The sequence below is a fragment of the Nonomuraea sp. NPDC023979 genome (assembly GCF_040639085.1).
GTDB lineage: Bacteria > Actinomycetota > Actinomycetes > Streptosporangiales > Streptosporangiaceae > Nonomuraea > Nonomuraea ceibae.
This window is the reverse complement of sequence record NZ_JBEZZG010000042.1, coordinates 1-19,669: the sequence shown is the minus strand read 5'-3', so window position 1 is coordinate 19,669 and position 19,669 is coordinate 1. Positions and strand designations below refer to the sequence as shown.

Genomic DNA, 19,669 nt, shown 5'->3' with positions numbered 1-19,669 from the left:
CGGGGTCACGCCTGGACCGGGTCGCGCCGCGGCCGGGGGCGGGGCGGGGGCGTCAGAGGTCCACGGTGCCGCCCACGGGCAGGCGCCGGATGTCCGCGCCCAGGCCGTCCCGCTCGCTCTCCAGCACGCCGTCGAGCACCTTCAGCCCCCACTCGTTGAGCAGCCCGTCATGCACGGCGAACGCCCTGCGCGGCCGCATCGTCCGCAGATAGCCGATCAGGTCGGGCACCGTCATCCACGGCGCCTGCCCCGGCACCAGCAGCGTCGGCACGTCCACCACGGTGAGCGCGTCACCCGGGTGGAACACCTCCCCGTCGACCAGGAACCCCACGTTGCCCACCGGCGGCACGTCGGGGTGGCTCACATGGTGCCGCTCCCCCACGACCGCCACCTCGAACCCGGCCGCCTTCACCACGTCACCGCCCCGCACCACCTGCACCCGCTCGGCGAGCTGCGGCAGCTTCCGCGCCACGACCTCACAGGTGTAGATGACGAGGTCCGGCTTCTCCTCGGCCGCCGCCCGCAACCGGTCGGCGTCGAAGTGATCCCAGTGCTCGTGCGTGACCAGCACCGCCTCCGCCCCGGCCAGGGCGGCGGGGTCCGGCATGATCATTCCGGGGTCGATGACCAGTGCCCGCGAATCCTTCTCCAGCCGTACGCAGGCATGTCCGTACTTGGTGAGCCTCATGCGGCCATCCTGCCGCCCGTACATCGCCCCGCAGGCCCGGCTTCGCGTACAGCTCAACCCGCCGCGCGCCCTCTCGGACGCGGGGCGGTGTCGTCGATGTCAGCCGACGGTCTCGCGCTCGTTCTGGCAGACCGAGCAGCTCGTCAGCCCGGCCGCCTCGGCCTGCGCCTGCGTCATGGTCTCCACGCCCGAGTCGCCGGCGCCCTGGATCAGCGGGCACGCGGTGCTGTGGTAGCGCCGGGTCCCGACGATGACCTTCACCGTCCCGCCGCCGTTCTTGCCCTGGGCAGCGGCGGCCTCACGGCCCTTGCCCGCGGCACCGGCCGTCCCCTTGGCTGACTCCGCCGACGAAGTCGGGCGCCCCGGACCAGCGGACTCCCCCGCCGTCCCGGCCGTCCCTTCCTCGGCTGCCCGAGACTGCGCCTTCCCCTTGCCCGCGCCGGAGGCACCGCCTTCCGCGGCCCCCTTCCCGGCCCCACTGCCCGAAGCGGCCCCGCCCTTGGCAGCGGAACCCTTGGGCGCTGGGTCCTTGGGCGCGGGGCCCTCGGTCACGGGGCCCTTGGCGCCGGTCGAGGCGGCACCGGTAGAGGTGCCGCCACCCGACGCGCCACCCGTTCCGGCGGCCCCGCTCGCGGCGGCGCCCGTCGGCCTGCCACTCCCGGAGGTTCCGGCGGCTCCGCTCGCGGAAGCGCCCGTAGATCTGCCGCCACCTGAGGTTCCACCCGTTCCGGCGCTGCTCGGGGTGGCGTCTGACGGGGCGGCCCCTCGTGAGGCGCCGGTGGGAGCGGTCCCCTGGGAACCGCCCGTCGGGCCGGTCTCCTTGGAGTCACTGGCCGAGCTCGTCCCCTTGCGATCGCCGGCCGGGGCAGCGCCCTTGGGGGCGTCGGCCGGGGCAGCGCCCTTGGATGTGCCGGCCGGGGCTGCGCCCTTGGAAGCGCCCGCCGGGGCGGCGGTCTTCGCGTTGCCTGTCGAGGGGCGGTCGGCCGGGGTGGCGTTCTTGGGGTTCGTGCCGGAGGGCAGGGGGCCGCTGGGGCGGGCCGATTCCGCGGACGAGGCCGGGCGTTCCGGCGCGTCACCCGCTGGGGAGCCGGGCCGGGCGCCGCCTGCGGCGGGTCGCCTGACCCCGCTGGGCGGCGTCATCTCGGAGGCCGCCTCAGCCTGGCGGGACGTACTGGAAGAGGACGGGCCGGAAGCGGACGGGCCGCCCGACGCGCTGGGCCGCTCCGTGCGGCCCGGGGCGGCGGCGGGAGGCTGCGGGACCGGCGTGCCGTCGGCGGTGACGCGCGGCTGCGGCTGGGTGTCGGGATCGCGGTCCGCCGGGCCGGCGTCTCGGTCGGCGGCGCGGGCGGCGTCGCGGTCGGCAGTGGGCCGCCCCGGCTTGGCGCCGGGCAGCGGGAGGGAAGTCCTGGTCTCCGTCTCGTCCTCGTCGGAGGCCGTGGCGCTGCCGCTGGGGCGGGAGCCGGAGGGGGTGTCGTCAGGCTTGGCGGCCGGGCGGGCGAACCAGCCGGACGCGCTCTCACCGTCCTCGGCGGACGAGGCGGGCGAGGCGGACGGGCCGTCGGCAGGCGCGGGGCGGCCCTCGGCGGGCGAGGCGGCTGCGGCCTCGGCACGCGACCCGGTCGCACGCTCATCAGGCGAAGCAGACGAAGCGGGCGAGCCCGGCGACGCGGATGAACCGGACGGGGTGGGGGTGGAAGCCTGGGGACCGGACTTCGGCGGGGCGACCGGGGAGCGCAGGTCGCGCGTGGGTTCGGCGGGTTCGGCCAGATGTGCGGCGGAGACCGCGGGCTCGGGGTCGGCGGCAGGCGGCAGCTGCCGTCCGCCGAGCGCGGCGTCCGGGAGGCAGGCGGTGCAGGGCGTGAAGCCCTCCTCCCGCGCCTCTTCGTACGTGAGCTCCTCGTGATCCCGTCCGGCGAGCTGGCGGCATCCCGGCACGTGGTAGCGCCTGCGTCCGGGAATGACCAGCACGATCGCGTCCGGGGAGATCCCTCCGGCCGTCGCGGGGCGGTGCGTCGCGGGTGCCTGCGCGGGCCGGGCCGCGGGCGCGGGCACAGGTGCGGGCATCGCCGGAGTCCGCTGGTACGGGTGCGGACCGGACGGCTGTTGTGTCCCCATCGGGGCCCCCATCGAGGTCCCTGCCGAGGTCGTCATCGGGCCGGTGCGGGGGTGCGGCGCCCCGGGGGGCACGAGCCCTGCCGGAGGGGGGGTGGCCGGCGCAGCGGCCTGCCCACCACCGGGGAACAGCTCGTGACGCCGCAGCAGCGCTCCGATCACCAGGAACAGCGCCGACAGCACGCTGACCACGATGGACCACATGATCAGGAACGGCTTGGCCAGTACGAAGCCCGCGATCAGCAGCACGACCGCCGCGAGCACCAAACCAGCACTGATAAGGATCACTAGGGGCTCTTTCGAGTGACGGGTCCGGTCGACCCGTTACTTTACCGGCGGTCGTTGTGGGGACCGTCACCGCCGGGGAAGGCGCCCTGCGGAGCCTCGCCGCCGAACGGGTTCTGGCCACCGGGCAGAGGCTGCTGACCACCCTGAGGCACGGCGTGCGACATGGCGGGAGCGCCGGGACCGCCCGACATGACCGGGAACCCGCCGCTGCCCTCCGCGGAGACGTTGAGCTCGGCGAGCTGGTTCTCCAGGTAGAGCTTGAGGCGGCTGCGGTATTCGCGTTCGAAGCTGCGCAGCTCCTCGACCTTGCGCTCGAGCTCGTCGCGGGTCTGGACGAGGGAGCCCATGGCCTGACGGTGGCGCTCCTGGGCGTCGCGCTCGAGCGTCTCGGCGCGGGCGCGGGCGTCGCCGATGACCTGCTCGGCCTGGCGGCGGGCCTTGGTGAGGATCTCGTCGGCCTCGCGGCGGGCGCGGGTGACGGTCTCGTCGGCCTCGCGGCGGGCGTCGGCGATCGCCTGGTCGGCGGTCTGCTGGGCGAGGGCGAGAACGCGGGCCGCGGTGTCCATGTTGTCCTCGGCGGGAGGCATGTTCATGGCCACGGGAACCGGCTGGGGCTGCGGCTGCGGCTCGGGGGCCCGCATGGGCTCCGGCTGCGGCGGCTGCATCATCTCCGGCTTGGGCTGCTCCTGGACCGGCGCGGAGGCCATGGGCATGTTCATGCCCCCAGGCACCTTGCCGCGCAGGCACTCGGCCAGCTTGGCGCGCAGCTCCTCGTTCTCCTGGATGAGGCGGTCAAGCTCGGCCTCGACCTCGTCGAGGAACGCGTCGACCTCTTCCTCGTCGTAGCCCGGTCGCAACCGGGTCGTGCTGAACTGCTTGTTCCGCACATCAGCGGGCGTAAGCGGCATCTTTTGGTCTCCTTGGCGCGCTTTGGAGTCTGTCCGGAGGGACGGTAACCCGAATCACTTCAGCGCGGACACGAGTTGGATCACGACCTGTGCCCCGCGGCCCCCACTCATCGGCCGCCGAACGATCCTACGATGTTGATCAGCAGCAGGACGATGATGAAGAGGACAGTGAAGCTTAGGTCAAAGGCCACCGTACCCAACCGGAGCGGGGGAATGAAACGGCGGAGGAACTTGAGAGGCGGGTCGGTTGCGGTGTATGTGGCTTCGGCGAGCACGAGGACGACCCCTGAAGGCCGCCACTGCCGGGCGAAAGCCTGCACTGTCTCGAAGATCATTCGGCCGATGAGCAGCACCAGATAAAGAGACAGGACGACGACCAAGATCTGGCTTACGATCCCCACGGTCCGGCCGTCCCTCCACTTCCGATGTGTCCGCCCGGTCTCGGGGAGACCTGGTTGGATCCGATAGGCATACAGAGACTCTAACTCTGGTTGAAGAACCCGCGTTCCGCGATTCGAGCCTTGTCCTCGGCGGTCACCTCGACATTGGCAGGGGACAACAGGAACACCTTGTTGGTAACACGTTCAATGCTGCCATGTAGCCCGAAGACCAGACCTGCCGCGAAATCGACCAGCCGCTTTGCGTCGCTGTCAACCATTTCCGTCAGGTTCATGATGACCGGCGTGCCGTCGCGGAAGTGCTCGCCGATGGTCCGGGCCTCGTTGTACGTCCGGGGGTGGAGGGTCGTGATGCGGGCCAGATCGGTCGTACGGCGCTCCAGGACGGTCGTGGCGGGCCGCGGCGCGGGGACCCCGGGCTCGGCCTCCTCCTCACGGTCCTGGACCGTTACGGGACGTTCCTCGCCGGTTCGCGGCCCGTCGTCCTCGTAGGTGTACTCATCCGTGTAGGGCTCGTACCTCTCGTAGCGGTCGTCCTCCACGAGACCGAGGTAGACCGCCATCTTGCGCATCGCGCCGGCCATCGCTAAGTCGTCCTCCTGCTCATGGTCGCACTCGCTCGGGCCTGTCGCCGGGCCCGAGGCGGTAGCCGTACCCCCTTGGAGCTCACCGCTGATCGACCTCTACCGGATCGCGGGCCTTGAAGACCCACTTGAGGGGACATTACCTGACGAAGAGCTTGCGGCGGCCGAGCAACGCCGTACCGATCCGCACATGTGTGGCGCCGTGCGCGACAGCCTCGGCCAGATCGTCGCTCATACCCGCCGAAATCATCGTGGCACGTGGATGCCGGTCCTGTACGGCCAGCGCCACTTCGCGCAGCCGCGCGAACGCCGCCCCCGGGTCCTCCCCCAGCGGCGCCACGGCCATGACTCCGCCGAGCCACAGGCCCGGCGCGGCGGCGATCTGCGCGGCGAGCTCGGGCACCTCGGCGGGACGGGCGCCGCCCCTGGCCGGATCGTCGTCGAGCGCCACCTGGACCAGGCAGCCGACCTCGCGGCCCTGCCGTACGGCCTCGCGGCTGATCGCCTCGACCAGCCGGAGCCGGTCGACGGAGTGGATCACGTCGGCGTAGCCGACGACGGAACGGACCTTGTTGGTCTGCAGCTGCCCGACGAAGTGCCAGGTCAGCGGGAGCCCGGCGCACTCGCGCGCCTTGGCCGCCGCCTCCTGGTCCCGGTTCTCCGCCACGTCGCGCAGGCCCAGCTCGGCCAGGATGCGCACGTCGTCGGCCGGGTAGGTCTTGGTCACGGCGATCAACGTCACTTCGCCCCGGTCACGCCGCGCCGCCCGGCACGCCTCCCCGATGCGTCCTTCGACCTCGGTGAGGCCCGAGGCGATCTCTTCCCTTCGCACGCCTCTCCTTCCTGTGCGCCCCCATCCTCCCGCACCCGGCTCCCCGCCACGGCCCCGCCCCCCTGGTGGGAACGGTCCGCGGTCACGTACGAGAAGAGGGTCACAGGCCCCTGACACAGCGGCGCCGCTCCCCTGGATGGACGAGGGAGCGGCGGGGGCCTGCGGTGCTATTTGAGGAAGTCGGGGACGTCGAGCTCCTCCTCCTGCTCCTCGAAGACCACCGGCCGACGTTTGGCGGGCTCCGACATGCGGGAGGTGATGGGCGTGGGCGGGTTGGCGGGCTCCGGGGTGGGCCGCGGGATGGAGACCGGGCCGGGCTGGTCGTCCTGGCCGGCGGCCGGCTCCTGGGCGCTCTCGGCGGGCCGGGCCGGCTCCGGGCGGGACTCGGGCCGGGGCTCCGGCCTGAAGTCCGTACGGGGCGGCTCGGGACGCGACTCGGGCCTGAAGTCGGCACGCTGCTCCGGACGCGACTCGGCGCGGGGCTCGGGGCGCGGCTCGGGCCTGAAGTCGGCGCGCTGCTCGGGACGCGACTCCGGGCGGAACTCGGAGCGGGGCTCGGGGCGCGGCTCGGGCCTGAACTCGGCGCGCGGCTCCGGGCGGAGCTCGGGCCTGGGCTCGGGCTTGACGGCGGCCGGTGGCGTGCTGGAGCGCGCGGGCGGCGGCACGGGCGGCGCGGCGGGCTGCGCCGGCGCCTGGGCGGCGGGACGCGCCTGCGGGCGCGGCAGCGGCTTCTCGGCCGGCGGCAGGTCGTCGAAGCCCGCGGCGATCACGGTGACCCGCACCTCGTCGCCGAGCGCGTCGTCGATGACCGTGCCGAAGATGATGTTGGCGTCGGGCGCGGCCGCCATGGAGACGAGCTGGGCCGCCTCGTTGATCTCGAACAGGCCGAGGTCGGAGCCGCCCGCGATCGACAGCAGCACGCCGTGGGCGCCGTCGATGCTGGCCTCCAGCAGCGGGCTGGAGACGGCCATCTCGGCCGCCGCGACCGAGCGGTCGTCGCCGCGCGCGTGGCCGATGCCCATGAGCGCCGAGCCCGCGCCCGACATGACCGACTTGACGTCGGCGAAGTCGAGGTTGATCAGGCCGGGCGTGGTGATCAGGTCGGTGATGCCCTGCACACCGGAGAGCAGCACCTGGTCGGCCGCCTTGAAGGCGTCCAGGACGCTGACCTGCCTGTCGGAGATCGACAGCAGCCGGTCGTTGGGGATGACGATGAGGGTGTCGACCTCGTCGCGCAGCGTCTCGATGCCCGCCTCGGCCTGCATGGCGCGGCGGCGGCCCTCGAAGCTGAACGGCCGGGTGACTACGCCTATCGTCAACGCGCCCAGCGATCTGGCGATGTTGGCCACGACGGGCGCGCCGCCGGTGCCGGTGCCGCCGCCCTCGCCGGCCGTGACGAAGACCATGTCGGCCCCCTTGAGGACCTCCTCGATCTCCTCCCGGTGGTCCTCTGCCGCCTTGCGGCCGACGTCGGGGTTCGCCCCCGCGCCGAGGCCGCGCGTGAGCTCGCGGCCCACGTCCAGTTTGACGTCGGCGTCACTCATCAGCAGCGCCTGGGCGTCGGTGTTTATCGCGATGAACTCGACGCCCTTGAGTCCCTCTTCGATCATCCGGTTGACGGCGTTCACTCCGCCGCCGCCGATGCCGACGACCTTGATGACCGCGAGGTAGTTCTGCGGTGCTGCCACGACGAGGGGCCTTTCCGCTCGTTGACTTGCCATTTCGGTGCGGATTTCTCCGCGTCTTGTCAGTTCGGGTAACTCTCAACCTCAAGTTGAGATTTAGATTTATGTCAACCTGAGATTGATACGGACAGTAGGAGTTACGCTCCGCGCGGGTCAACTAACCGCGCCGCAAGCACGTCCGGCGTGTCGCGGGCTGTCCGTTTCGCTCCGTGGTCACGCCTGGTCGGGGGCCTCCACCGCCGTTACCCGGGGTACAGGCTCTCACGGCGGGAGGCCCGCGACGGACAGGCTCGGCGGTGCCGCGGCCCCGAGTTTGGCCGCCCGGGTGACCATGAGGGCCGATCCTCACCTGAGCGTCACCACGTCGGGCGAGCTCACGTCGTAGACCTCGGCCTCGCGCCGCAGCATGCTCGCCAGGATGCGCGCCTTGGCCTCCGGGCGGTCCACGCCGCCCCAGATGACCGTGCGGCCGTCGGAGAGCGTCAGCGTGACGTCCTCGGCCGTCGTGGCGGCCACCTGGCGCACCCGCCCGGCCAGCTCCCCCGGCAGCCCTTCGACGACCTTGAGCGCCGCCATGGTGACCGGGTCGCCCGCGGCGGGCGCGGCGACCTTCAGCACGGGCAGCAGCGGCGGCGCGACGTCCTGCACCTCGATGACCACGCCGAGCTTGTCGATCAGCGCCACCTGGCTCCCGGCGGGCACCTGGGCGACCGGCTCGCGCTCGGCGACCTCGATGCGCAGGGTGCCCGGCCAGACCCGGTCGACCTTGGCACCGGCCACCTGCCTGATGGCCTGCACCCGGGCCTGGACGCCGGCCAGGTCGACGGTCGCCAGCGGGTGCAGGTCGGGGACCTGGGCCGCCTGCCTGATCCGGTCGGCGGGCACTGTGACATTTCCCACGATCTCCACCGATCGCACGCCCAGCACCGGCGAGAAGAAGATCAGCCACGCCGCCGTCCCCACCACTCCGGCGGTGAGCAGCACCAGGAACACCTTCCGCGCCTTCATCGCCCTCCCCGCGTCACCCTGTGACCCCCGAACCTACGCCGCCGGCCCGGGGGAGGCCGTGGCGCCACGCCCGCGTGTCAGCCGTGTCAGCCGCCCGACAGGCGGGCGACGATCTGCGGGCCGAGCTCGGTCACGTCGCCCGCGCCCATCGTCAGGACGACGTCGCCGGCCCGCGCCCGCGCGGCCACCAGCGCGGGCACCGAGGCGCGGTCGGGCGCGTAGGCGACCCGCTCGGCGGGCAGCGGCACCCGCCCGGCGACCAGCGCGCCCGACACGCCCGGCTCGGGGTCCTCGCGGGCCCCGTAGACGTCGAGCACGATCGCCTCGTCGGCCAGGCCGAGCGCGGCGCCGAACTCGTCGGCGAAGAAGCGGGTGCGCGAGTAGAGGTGCGGCTGGAAGATCGCGATGACCCGGCCGTGGCCGGAGTAGGAGGCGACCACGTCGCGGGCGGCCCGCAGGTCGGCGGCCAGCTCGGTCGGGTGGTGGGCGTAGCTGTCGAACACGGCCACGCCGCCCGCCTCGCCCTTGGCCTCGAAGCGCCGCTTGGCCCCGGTGAAGGCCGCCAGGCCGTCCCTGATCTCCTCGAAGGGCAGGCCCAGCTCGTCGGCCACGGCGATGACCGCGGTGGCGTTGAGCGCGTTGTGGGCGCCGGGAACGGCCAGCCGCACCTCGCCGCCGCGCCCGCCGGGGCCCTCGACGGTGAACACGGTGCCGAACCCGTCGGGCCGCACGCCGGAGATCCGGTAGTCGCCCTGCTCGCCGTAGGTCACCACGCGCAGCCCGCGCGCCCGCGCCTGGGCGGCCACCTCGGCCGCGCCGGGGTCGTCGGAGCAGGAGACCAGCAGCGAGCCGATCCGCTCGGCGAAGCGGGCGAAGCTGTCGTGCACGGCGCGCGGGTCGCCGTAGTTGTCCAGATGGTCGGCCTCGACGTTGGTCACCACGGCGATCTCGGGCGCCAGCATGAGGAACGAGCCGTCGCTCTCGTCGGCCTCGGCCACGAACACCTGCCCGGACCCCTCGTCGGCGCCGAGCCCGGTCGTGACGAGCTGCCCGCCCACGCAGTAGGACGGGTCGGCCCCGCACTTCTGCAGGGCGACGGTGAGCATCGAGGTGGTGGTGGTCTTGCCGTGGGTGCCGGCGATGGCCACGCCGGTGCGCCCGGCCATGACGGAGGCCAGCGCGGCGGCCCTCGGGATGACCCGCAGCCGCTGCTTGAGCGCCTCGCCCAGCTCGGGGTTGGAGTCGCGGATGGCGGTGGAGACGACGACGGTGTCGACGTCGCGGATGTGGGAGGCGGCGTGGCCGATGTGCACGGTGGCGCCCAGCTCGCGCAGCTCGGTGACCTGCTCGCCACTGCGGGCGTCGCTGCCGGACACGCGCACGCCGCGCTTGAGCAGGATGCGCGCGATGCCCGACATGCCCGCGCCACCGATGCCGATGAAGTGCACCCGGCCCAGGTCTTCTGCGGCTACGGGATCGACCAGCTTGACGAGGCTCATCGGGCTATCTCCAACACTTTCCTGGCGAGTATGAGGTCGGCGTCCTTCCTCCCCAGTGTGGAGGCGGCCTCCGACATGGCGGCGACCCGTTCGGGGTCGTGGAGGACGGGCAGCACGTGGTGGACGATCCATTCGGCGGTCAGCTCGGCGTCGTCGACGAGCAGCCCGCCGCCGCCCGCGGTGACGCGCTCGGCGTTGAGCCGCTGCTCGCCGTTGCCGTGGGGCAGCGGCACGTACGCGGCGGGGAGTCCGACCGCGGTCAGCTCGGCGCAGGTGAGCGCCCCGCTGCGGCACACCGCCAGGTCGGCGGCGGCGTAGGCGAGGTCCATGCGGTCCACGTACGGGAGCAGGACGTACTGCGGGTCGCCGGGCGGCGGCTCGTGGTCGACGGTGTTCTTGGGGCCGATGACGTGCAGCACCTGGACCCCGGCGCGGCGCAGCGCGGGGGCGGCGGCCAGCGCGGCCTCGTTGATCGAGCGGGCGCCCTGGGAGCCGCCGAACACCAGCAGCGTGGGCCGGTCGGTCTGCAGCCCGAACCACGAGCGCGCCTTGTCGCCGGTGGACAGCCGGTCGAGCTCGACGATCTCGCGGCGCAGCGGGGTGCCGATGAACTCGGCCTTGCCGATCGAGCTGTCGGGAAAGCCGGTGAAGACGTGGTCGGTCAGCCGGGCGCCGAGCCGGTTGGCCAGGCCGGGGCGCGGGTTGGCCTCGTGCACGACGATGGGCACGCCGCGCCGCTTGGCGGCCAGGTAGGCGGGGGTGGCCACGTAGCCGCCGAAGCCGACCAGGACGTCGGCCCGGACCCGGTCGAGGACGGCGGCCATGGCGTTGACCGCCCCGGCGAGCCTGCCGGGGACGGTGAGCAGCTGCGGGGTGATCGCCCGGGGCAGCGGCACGGCGGGGACCAGCTCCAGCTCGTAGCCGCGGGCCGGGACCAGGCGCGTCTCCAGCCCTCTGTCGGTGCCCACGCAGGTGACGCCGACACCCGGATCGAGGCGGCGTAGCGCGTCGGCCAGGGCGAGAGCCGGCTCGATGTGCCCGGCCGTCCCGCCACCGGCGAGGACCACCCTCATGTCGGTCACTCCCTAACGTCTGTCTCGGCGTCTGCTCGTACGCCCCAGGCCAAGCCAGCTTAGGCCCCGGGCGGCCGGTCCGGGGCCACGTGCGGCCAAGGCCTCGCGCGCTCCGGGCTCCCGTTTGGCGAACGACAGCAGCATGCCCAGCGCGGCCAGCGTCGGCAGCAGCGCCGAGCCGCCGTAGGAGACCAGCGGCAGCGGGATGCCGGTGATGGGCAGCACGCCGAGCACGGCGCCCATGTTGACGAGCCCCTGGCCGACGATCCAGGCCACCACGGCGACCGCCACGAGCCGGACGAAGGCGTCGTTGACGCGGGTCGCCACGCGCAGCCCGGCGTAGCCGAGCAGGCCGAACAGCGCCACGACCAGCAGCGTGCCCATGAGCCCGAGCTCCTCGCCGAGGATGGCGAAGATGAAGTCGCTCTCGCCGTGGGGCAGCCACGACCACTTCTGCCGGCTGCTGCCCAGCCCGAGCCCGAACCAGCCGCCGGAGCCCATCGCGATCTGCCCCTGCACCGCCTGGTAGCCGGCGCCCTGCGCGTCGGCCCACGGGTCGAGGAAGGAGCCGACGCGGGCCATCCGGTACGGCTCCACCCGGATCATGATGATCGCGGCGAGCATGGCCAGCGCCAGGATGCCGCCGAACAGCTTGACCGGCGCCCCCACCACCCACAGCAGCGCCAGGAAGATCATGAAGAGCACGATCGTGGTGCCGAGGTCGCTGCCGAGCATGACCATGGTGGCCAGGATCGCGGTGCCGGGCATGAGCGGGATGAGCATGTGCCGCCACTCGATGCGCCCGGCGCGGGCCCGGCGCGCCAGCAGGTCGGCGCCCCACAGCGCCAGCCCGAGCTTGGCGGGCTCCGACGGCTGCAGGAAGATCGGGCCGAGGTCGAGCCAGCGCTGCGCGCCCAGCTCCGAGCGGCCGAAGGCGAGCACCAGGATCAGCGCGATGATCGACAGCGCCATCAGCGGGTAGCCCGCCCACCGGAACACCTTGTACGGCAGCCGCGTGCACAGCCACATGACCAGCACGCCCAGCGCGGCCGACATCGACTGCCTGATGAACCAGGAGAACGGGCTGCCGGTCTTGTGCATGGCCTCGATGCTGGAGGCCGACAGCACCATCATCAGCCCGAGCGCGAGCAGCAGCGTCACGCACCCGATGATCAGGTAGTAGGTGGTGAGCGGCTTGTCCAGCAGCTCCCGCAGCGAGACGAGCTGCTCGCGGGCCCAGCCTGACGGCTCCTGCGTGGCGCGCGAGCGCTGTTCCTTCTCGGAGGCCGGCGCGCTCACGTGGCCGCCTCTAGCCCGCGTACGGCACGCGCGAAGGCCTCCCCTCGCGCCGGATAGTTGGCGAACATGTCCAGCGACGCGCCCGCCGGGGACAGCAGCACGGTGTCTCCGGGGGAGGCCAGCCGGGAGGCTTCGGTGACGACTCGGTCCATCACACCAGTGTCTTGGCCGGAGATGTCCACGACGGGGACATTCGGCGCGTGTCGCGCGAGAGCTTCGGCGATCCGGGCCCGGTCGGCGCCGAGCAGCACCGCGCCGCGCAGCCGGGGGGCCGCCTGCCGGACGAGCTCGTCCACGTCAGCGCCCTTGAGCTGGCCGCCGGCCACCCACACGATCGACGGGTAGGACGAGAGCGCGGCGGCGGCGGCGTGCGGGTTGGTGGCCTTGGAGTCGTCGACGTAGTCGACCTCGCCGACGCGGGCCACGTGGGCCAGGCGGTGCGGGTCGGGCGTGAAGTCGCGCAGGCCCTGCCGTACGGCCTCCGAGGAGACGCCGAGGGTGCGGGCCAGCGCGGCGGCGGCCAGCGCGTTGGCGACGTTGTGCGGCGCGAGCGGGCGCACGTCGGCCAGCGTGGCGAGCTCCTCGGCCGACTCGGCCGGGTCGGCGACGAAGGCCCGGTCGACGAGCAGGTCCTCGACCACGCCGACCTGGCCGGGCCTGGGCACGCGCAGCGTGAAGCCGACGGCGCCCGGGTAGGGGGCGGCCAGCCGGGCGACCTCGGGGTCGTCGGCGTTGTAGATCACGGTGCCGGCCCGCTCGTACAGCCGGCCCTTGTCGGCCGCGTACGCCTCCATGGACCCGTGCCAGTCGAGGTGGTCGGGCGCCAGGTTGAGGATCGCGGCGGCGTGCGGGGCCAGCGTGGAGGACCAGTGGAGCTGGAAGCTCGACAGCTCGACGGCGAGCGCGTCGTACGGCTCGCCCACGGCCTCCACCACGGGCACGCCCACGTTGCCGACGGCGGCGGCCTTGCGCCCGGCGGCGAGCAGGATGGAGGTGAGCATGCGCACTGCGGTGGTCTTGCCGTTGGTGCCGGTCAGCGCCAGCCAGGGGGCGGCCCGGCCGGACCGCAGCCGCCACGCCAGCTCCACCTCGCCGACCACCTCGACGCCCGCGTCGAGGGCGGCGGCGATGAGCGGGTGGTGCGGCGCCCAGCCGGTGGTGACCAGCCGGGTGACGCCCTCGGGCAGCTCCAGCGGCCCGAACCTGACCTCGACGCCGTGCCCGGACAGCTCGGCCGCGGCGGCGAGCTGCCGCTCCCCCTCGGCCGACTCCACGACGACGACCCGCTCGCCCCGCGCGGCCAGCACGCGGGCGGCGGCGGTGCCGGAGACGCCGAGCCCGGCGACGCAGGTGAGGCTCATCAGCGGGGCATCCATTCGAAGTAGAACAGGCCGAGCCCGAGCGCCGCGCACAGCCCGGCGACCAGCCAGAAGCGCACCACGATCGTGGTCTCGGCCCAGCCCTTGAGCTCGAAGTGGTGCTGCAGCGGCGCCATCCGGAACACCCGTTTGCCGGTCATCTTGAAGAAGCCCACCTGGATGATCACCGACATCGTGATGACGACGCAGAGCCCGGCCAGGATGATGAGCAGGAGCTGGGTGCGGGTGGCGATGGCCAGGCCGGCCAGCACGCCGCCGAGCGCGAGCGAGCCGGTGTCGCCCATGAAGATCTTGGCGGGGGGCGCGTTCCACCACAGGAAGCCGACCAGGGCGCCGAGCACGGAGGCGGCCACCACGGCCAGGTCGAGCGGGTCGCGCACCCAGTAGCAGTTGGGGCCGAGCTGGTCGATGCAGTTGTTGCGCAGCTGCCAGTTGCCGATCAGCACGTACGCGCCGAGGACGACGCCGGTGGCGCCGCTGGCCAGGCCGTCGAGGCCGTCGGTGAGGTTCACCGCGTTGGAGAACCCGACGATCATGATGAGGACCCAGATGGTGAACCCGACGATGCCGATCGACGGGCCGAAGTCACGCAGGAACGACAGCCTCGGCTCGGCGGGCGTGATGTCGTAGATGTTGGGGTTCTGCGTGACGAGCACCGCGAAGATCGCGCCGATGATGAGCTGGCCGAGCGCCTTGGCGCCACTGCGCAGGCCCAGGGAGCGCTGCTTGTAGATCTTGATGAAGTCGTCGAGGAAGCCGACGGCGCCGAGCCCGGTCATCAGGAACAGCACCAGCAGCCCCGAGATCGTCGGCTTGGCCAGCGTGGCCAGGTGGGATGCGCCGTAGGCGAGCAGCGAGGCCAGCACGATGACCGTGCCGCCCATGGTGGGGGTGCCACGCTTGCCGTGGTGGCCGGACGGGCCCTCCTCGCGGATCTCCTGGCCGTAGCCGCGTCTGGAGAACAGCCGGATGGCGAGGGGGGTGCCGAGCATGGAGAGGATCAGCCCCACCGCGCCGGCGATGATGATGTCGGTCACTGGGCGGCACCCCCGAGCAGCAGCTCGGCCGTGCGTTCGAGACCCATGGCCCGGGGGCCCTTGACGAGCACGACGTCACCGGGCCGCAGCCACCGGCCCAGCTCGGCCGCCGCCGCCTGCGCGTCGGGCACGTGCGTGATGAGCGGCGGCCCGCCCGCTCCCGGGGGCCCGCCCGCCTCGGCCAGCCGCCTGGCGGCCTCGTGCGCGCCTTCGAGCACCGGCCCGGCGTCGGCGCCTGCCACGACCAGGCCCGCCAGGCCGCTGCCGCCCGCCAGCCGGCCGAGCTCGGTGTTGAGCTCCTGGCTCTCGTCACCCAGCTCGCGCAGGGCGGCGATGACGGCGAACCGGCGCCGGCCCCGGCCGAGCGCGGCCAGCGCCTCGAACGCGGCCCGCATCGAGTCGGGGTTGGCGTTGTAGGCGTCGTTGACGACCGTGACGCCGTCGGGCCGGTCGGTGACCTCCATCCGCCACCGGCTGCGCGGCTCGGCCTGCGACAGCTCCTCGGCGATGGTGGCGACCGGCAGGCCCAGCTCGTAGCCCGCCGCGGCCGCGGCCAGCGCGTTGTCCACCGCGTGGCCGCCGTACAGCTTGAGCCTCACGGGAGCCGCGCCCGAGGGGGTGCGCAGCGTGAACGCGGCGCGCCCGCGCTCGTCCACGGTGATCTCCTCGGCCCGCACGACCGCGTCCTCGGATCGGCCGAACAGGGTGACGCGCGCCTGCGTGCGCGAGGCCATCGCGCGCACCAGCGGGTCGTCGGCGTTGAGCACGGCGACGCCGTCGCCCGGCAGCGCCTCGACGAGCTCGCCCTTGGCCTTGGCGATGGCCTCCTTGCCGCCGAACACGCCGAGGTGGGCGGTGCCGACGTTGAGCACCACGCCGATCCGCGGCGGCGCGATGCGCGCCAGGTCGGCGATGTTGCCGATGCTGCGGGCGCTCAGCTCCAGCACCAGGTAGCGGGTGGTGGCGTCGGCCTTGAGGACCGTGAGCGGATGGCCGATCTCGTTGTTGTGGTTGCCGGCGGGCGCGATCGTCGGGCCGATGCGGGCGGTGAGCCTGGCCAGCAGGTCCTTGGTGGTGGTCTTGCCGGCCGAGCCGGTCACCCCGATCACGGTCGCCGAGGGCAGCGCGGCGGCCTGCGCCGTGGCCAGCTCGGCGAGCGCGGCCGTGGCGTCGGGCACGATGATCGCGGGCCCCTCGACCGGGCGGCCGGCGAGCACCGCGACGGCGCCGGCCCGCAGCGCCTGCGCGGCGAAGTCGTGGCCGTCGACCCGGGCGCCCTTGTAGGCGACGAACAGCGATCCCGGCGCGGCTTCCCTCGAGTCGATGACGACGGGACCCCGCACCACCGCGCGGGGGTCGGCCATGCCCGACAGGGCGCCCGAGGTGATCTCGGCGATCCTGGCCAGAGGCAACGGGATCATGCGTGCTTCCTGCTTTCCTTGCGTGCGTCGATCGCGGCGGCGACCACCTCCCTGTCGTCGAAGGGGATCACCTCGCCTGAAACGTACTGGCCCTGCTCGTGGCCCTTGCCGGCCACGACTATCACGTCACCGCGCCCGGCGCGGCCGACCGCCAGGTCGATGGCCGCGGCGCGGTCGGGCTCAATGATCACATGGGCGCGCTCGTGCCGGGGAACGCGGAGCGCCCCCTCCATCATGGCGGCCAGGATGTGCAGCGGGTCCTCGGAACGGGGATTGTCGCTCGTGAAGACCGCCACATCGGCCAGCCGGGCGGCGGCCTCGCCCATGAGCGGCCGCTTGCCCGAGTCGCGGTCGCCGCCGCAGCCGAGCACGACCGTGAGCGTGCCGTCGGTGACCTCGCGCAGCGAGCGCAGCACCGACTCGACCGCGGCGGGTTTGTGCGAGTAGTCGACGACGGCCTGGAACGCGTCGCCGGAGCCGGTGACCCGCTCCATGCGGCCCGGCACTCCCGTCAGCGTGCCGACGCCGCGCACGGCGTCGGACAGCGGCGCCCCGGACTCGACGAGCGTGACGATCGCGCCGAGCGCGTTGGCGACGTTGAACGGGCCCGGCAGCGAGATCCGCGCCCGCGCCTCCACGCCGCCCGGACCGGCCACCAGGAACTCGCTGCCGTGGGCGCCCAGCCGGACGTCCAGCGCCCGCCAGTCGGCCTCCGGGTCGCCCAGTGCCGAGAACGTCGTCATCGGCACCTTGGCCACGCTCAGCAGCTCGCGGCCGTAGGCGTCGTCGAGGTTGGTGACGCCGCAGCGGCTCAGCTCCGGCTGGAACAGCCTGGCCTTGGTGGCGAAGTAGTCGTCGAAGTCCTTGTGGAAGTCGAGGTGGTCCTGCGACAGGTTGGTGAACAGCGCCACGTCGTAGCAGACGCCGTCGACCCGGCCCAGCGCCAGCGCGTGGCTGGAGACCTCCATGGCGGCCGCCGTGACGCCCTGCTCGCGCATGAGCGCGAACAGGCCGTGCAGCTCGGAGGCCTCCGGCGTGGTCAGCCTGGCCTCGAAGCGCAGCTCTCCGGCGCGGATCTCCACGCCGCCGACCAGGCCGGCCGTGTGCCCGGCCGCGCGCAGCCCGGCCTCCAGCAGGAACGTGGTGGTCGACTTGCCGCTGGTGCCGGTCACGCCGAGGACGGTGATGCCGTCGGCGGGCCGGCCGTAGACCCAGGCCGAGACCTGGCCCAGCACGGCGCGCGGATCGGGCACGATCAGCACCGGCAGGCCGGTGGCGACGGCCGCGTCACGGCCGCCGGGATCGGTCAGCACCGCCACGGCGCCGCGGGCCAGCGCCTCGGCGGCGAAGTCCGCGCCGTGGGCGCTGGCGCCCGGCAGGGCGACGTACAGATCTCCGCGCCGCACCTGGCGGGAGTCGATGGTGACGCCGGTCAGCGCGGCGCGCGGCGAGCGCGCGGTGCCTGAACCGGCGTCGAGCATGGTCGCCAGCCCGGTCAGCGGGCGGGGCGGACTGCTCGTTGGACGCATAGACGACGGGGGACGCACGGCGGCAGCGTACCTTTCCCGGTCACTGTCCCGCGCGTGTCCGCACCGGGGAGGCGGCGGAGCCTGTGGGAGGAATCTTCCTGCTCTTGATGGCGAACGTCATCACATCCTTGAACACCGGCGCGGCCAGCTGCCCGCCGAAGTGGCCGTTCTTGGGGTTCTGCAGCACCGACAGCACCACCAGCCGGGGCGCGTCGGCGGGCGTGAAGCCCACGAACGAGGCGGTGTAGCCGTCGTAGCGGCCGAGTTCGGCATCGTAGCGGTTGGCCGTGCCGGTCTTGCCCGCCACCCGGTAGCCCGGGATGGCGGCGAGCTCGCCGGTGCCCTCCGCGCTCACCGCGGCCTCGAGCATGGTGCTGATCTCCTTGGCGGTCTCCTCGCTGGTCACCCTGGTCTGCTTACCAGGAGGAGCGGGGACGAACCTGCCCGCCGCGTCCGTCGTGCCGGCGACGATCTGCGGCTCGATCTTGACGCCGCCGTTGGCGATCGTCTGGTAGACGCTGGCCATCTGCAGCGCCGTGACCGAGACGCCCTGCCCGTAGGCGACCGTGCAGCTCTGGCTGCCCGACCAGGTCTTGTAGTCGGGCAGCAGCCCGGCCTCCGCGCCCGGCACCCCGCCGCCCGGCCGCGTGCCGAACCCGAACGCCTTGAGCATCTCGTACAGGCCCTGGCTGCCGACCTTGCGCGCGGCCATGACCGTGGCCACGTTGCTCGACTCGGCCACGGCCTGCTGGAAGGTCATGTTCTGCGGCGGGTGCGCGTGCGCGTCGCGCAGCACCCGGTCGGCGCACTGGATGTTGTCCTTGACGTGGAACACCGTGCCCGGCTCGACCACGCCCGCCTCCAGCGCGGCGGCGGCGGTGATCACCTTGTTCGTGCTGCCCGGCTCGAACACCTCGGCCGCGGCGCGGTTGACGTAGTGCGACTCGGGCGCCTTGCGCCAGTTGGCCAGGTCGAGCTCGGGGGCGTTGGCCATGGCGATGATCTGCGCCGTGCGGACGTCCATGACGATCACGGTGCCGCTGCTCGCGCCCGACTTCCTCGTCTGCTCGGCGATCGCCTTCTGGGCCGCCCACTGGATGTCGCGGTCGATGGTCAGCCGCACGTCACGGCCGTCGACCGGCGGCGTGCGCTGGCTGCTGGTCATCGGGATGCGCAGGCCGTCACGGCCCGTCTCCATCCGCACCTCGCCGTCACGCCCCGCCAGCACCGAGTCGCGGGCCTGCTCCATGCCCGCCAGGCCGCTCTTCTCGTCGCCGACGAAGCCGATCAGGCTGCCCGCCAGGTCGCCGCCGGGGTAGACCCGCCGGTACGTCTCCGTGGCCGTCAGCGACGGGATCGGCTCCTTCAGCAGGCGGGTGGCCACGACCGGCTCCACGTCCCTGGCCAGGAGCTGGTAGCGGGTGTCGACGCGGGCCAGCTTGGCGGCCAGCTCGCGCTCGTCCTTGCCCAGATGGCGCGCCAGCAGCGCGGCCACCTTCCCGCGCACCTCCTCGGGCACCTTCGTCGGGTCGATGGCGATCTCCCGCGCCTCGACCGTCACGGCCAGGTCGTGGCCGTTCACGTCGGTGATGGAGCCGCGCTTGGCCTGGATCTCCTCCGTCTGCTGCCGCTGGTCCACCGCCGCCGCCTCGTACACCTTGGAGTCGAGGCCCTGCATCTGGATCAGGCGGCCGGCGAAGATCGACAGCACGAACGTCATGCCGATCAGGCCGATGTTGATCCGCCGGCGCGGGTTGCCCAGGCGCAGCACCAGTGGCGGCCTCGGCGGCACGGGCGGCCGCCCGCCGCCCTGGCGCGGCCCCCGGGGCGGTGGACGGCGGCCGCCGTCCTCGCGGGCGCTGCGGTAGCCCTCCCCGCCGTCGCGGCCCCGGTGCCCGTCGGAGCCGTCGCGCGTGCGTCCCCTGGGGC

The 19,669-nt window shown here is 73.2% G+C and carries 16 protein-coding genes; all 16 read right to left on the bottom strand.

Translation table 11 applies throughout. The annotated features are described in order from the left end of the window. Window positions 1-52: 52 nt before the first annotated feature. On the bottom strand, window positions 53-688 hold the full coding sequence (locus AB0G11_RS42900) for an MBL fold metallo-hydrolase (protein WP_219502317.1): 636 nt from the start codon (window positions 686-688) through the stop codon (window positions 53-55). A gap of 99 nt (window positions 689-787) precedes the next feature. Further along, window positions 788-3,088: a hypothetical protein gene (locus tag AB0G11_RS42895; RefSeq protein ID WP_357592624.1), complete on the bottom strand. Its 2,301-nt coding sequence runs from the start codon at window positions 3,086-3,088 to the stop codon at window positions 788-790. A 41-nt stretch (window positions 3,089-3,129) separates the two neighbouring features. Continuing rightward, window positions 3,130-3,996 (bottom strand): DivIVA domain-containing protein, encoded by an 867-nt coding sequence (locus AB0G11_RS42890; RefSeq protein ID WP_219502314.1) that lies wholly within the window; start codon window positions 3,994-3,996, stop codon window positions 3,130-3,132. A gap of 107 nt (window positions 3,997-4,103) precedes the next feature. Continuing rightward, a complete protein-coding gene (locus AB0G11_RS42885) occupies window positions 4,104-4,397 on the bottom strand; it encodes a YggT family protein (RefSeq protein WP_049564087.1) in 294 nt (97 codons plus the stop codon). A gap of 80 nt (window positions 4,398-4,477) precedes the next feature. Continuing rightward, on the bottom strand, window positions 4,478-4,978 hold the full coding sequence (sepF, locus tag AB0G11_RS42880) for a cell division protein SepF (RefSeq protein WP_049564089.1): 501 nt from the start codon (window positions 4,976-4,978) through the stop codon (window positions 4,478-4,480). Between the two features lie 139 nt (window positions 4,979-5,117). Continuing rightward, on the bottom strand, window positions 5,118-5,810 hold the full coding sequence (locus AB0G11_RS42875; RefSeq protein WP_219502312.1) for a YggS family pyridoxal phosphate-dependent enzyme: 693 nt from the start codon (window positions 5,808-5,810) through the stop codon (window positions 5,118-5,120). Window positions 5,811-5,977: 167 nt separating this feature from the next. Beyond that, window positions 5,978-7,498 (bottom strand): cell division protein FtsZ, encoded by a 1,521-nt coding sequence (ftsZ, locus tag AB0G11_RS42870; RefSeq protein ID WP_357592622.1) that lies wholly within the window; start codon window positions 7,496-7,498, stop codon window positions 5,978-5,980. A gap of 342 nt (window positions 7,499-7,840) precedes the next feature. Then, a complete protein-coding gene (locus AB0G11_RS42865; protein ID WP_219502308.1) occupies window positions 7,841-8,503 on the bottom strand; it encodes an FtsQ-type POTRA domain-containing protein in 663 nt (220 codons plus the stop codon). Between the two features lie 86 nt (window positions 8,504-8,589). Next, window positions 8,590-10,002 (bottom strand): UDP-N-acetylmuramate--L-alanine ligase, encoded by a 1,413-nt coding sequence (gene murC / locus AB0G11_RS42860; RefSeq protein WP_357592620.1) that lies wholly within the window; start codon window positions 10,000-10,002, stop codon window positions 8,590-8,592. Next, window positions 9,999-11,075 (bottom strand): undecaprenyldiphospho-muramoylpentapeptide beta-N-acetylglucosaminyltransferase, encoded by a 1,077-nt coding sequence (murG, locus tag AB0G11_RS42855; RefSeq protein WP_219502304.1) that lies wholly within the window; start codon window positions 11,073-11,075, stop codon window positions 9,999-10,001. The genes murC and murG overlap by 4 nt, the downstream gene beginning before the upstream one ends. Window positions 11,076-11,087: 12 nt before the next feature. Further along, the gene (ftsW, locus tag AB0G11_RS42850) at window positions 11,088-12,374 is read right to left on the bottom strand and encodes a putative lipid II flippase FtsW (protein WP_219502302.1); all 1,287 of its coding nucleotides are present in this window, start codon (window positions 12,372-12,374) and stop codon (window positions 11,088-11,090) included. Then, entirely contained in the window at window positions 12,371-13,750 is a 1,380-nt protein-coding gene (gene murD / locus AB0G11_RS42845) for a UDP-N-acetylmuramoyl-L-alanine--D-glutamate ligase (protein WP_357592618.1), read from the bottom strand. The genes ftsW and murD overlap by 4 nt, the downstream gene beginning before the upstream one ends. Then, window positions 13,735-14,790, bottom strand: a complete 1,056-nt coding sequence (gene mraY, locus AB0G11_RS42840; RefSeq protein WP_219502300.1) for a phospho-N-acetylmuramoyl-pentapeptide-transferase — start codon at window positions 14,788-14,790, stop codon at window positions 13,735-13,737. Before mraY ends, murD begins: the two co-directional genes overlap by 16 nt. Beyond that, on the bottom strand, window positions 14,787-16,211 hold the full coding sequence (gene murF / locus AB0G11_RS42835; protein ID WP_219502298.1) for a UDP-N-acetylmuramoyl-tripeptide--D-alanyl-D-alanine ligase: 1,425 nt from the start codon (window positions 16,209-16,211) through the stop codon (window positions 14,787-14,789). Before murF ends, mraY begins: the two co-directional genes overlap by 4 nt. Then, complete coding sequence (locus AB0G11_RS42830; protein WP_357592616.1) at window positions 16,208-17,740, bottom strand: UDP-N-acetylmuramoyl-L-alanyl-D-glutamate--2,6-diaminopimelate ligase; 1,533 nt, start codon at window positions 17,738-17,740, stop codon at window positions 16,208-16,210. Before AB0G11_RS42830 ends, murF begins: the two co-directional genes overlap by 4 nt. Before the next feature lie 40 nt (window positions 17,741-17,780). After that, on the bottom strand, window positions 17,781-19,669 hold a 1,889-nt coding region (locus tag AB0G11_RS42825; RefSeq protein ID WP_357592614.1), incomplete at its 5' end, for a penicillin-binding protein 2.

Bases quoted from the DNA above. Each gene is read 5' to 3' on its own strand.
- AB0G11_RS42900 (WP_219502317.1), bottom strand. From the start codon at position 688: ATGAGGCTCACCAAGTACGGACATGCCTGCGTACGGCTGGAGAAGGAT.
- AB0G11_RS42890 (WP_219502314.1), bottom strand. From the start codon at position 3,996: ATGCCGCTTACGCCCGCTGATGTGCGGAACAAGCAGTTCAGCACGACC.
- sepF (WP_049564089.1), bottom strand. From the start codon at position 4,978: ATGGCCGGCGCGATGCGCAAGATGGCGGTCTACCTCGGTCTCGTGGAG.
- AB0G11_RS42865 (WP_219502308.1), bottom strand. From the start codon at position 8,503: ATGAAGGCGCGGAAGGTGTTCCTGGTGCTGCTCACCGCCGGAGTGGTG.
- murC (WP_357592620.1), bottom strand. From the start codon at position 10,002: ATGAGCCTCGTCAAGCTGGTCGATCCCGTAGCCGCAGAAGACCTGGGC.
- murG (WP_219502304.1), bottom strand. From the start codon at position 11,075: ATGAGGGTGGTCCTCGCCGGTGGCGGGACGGCCGGGCACATCGAGCCG.
- murD (WP_357592618.1), bottom strand. From the start codon at position 13,750: ATGGATGCCCCGCTGATGAGCCTCACCTGCGTCGCCGGGCTCGGCGTC.
- murF (WP_219502298.1), bottom strand. From the start codon at position 16,211: ATGATCCCGTTGCCTCTGGCCAGGATCGCCGAGATCACCTCGGGCGCC.
- AB0G11_RS42830 (WP_357592616.1), bottom strand. From the start codon at position 17,740: ATGCGTCCAACGAGCAGTCCGCCCCGCCCGCTGACCGGGCTGGCGACC.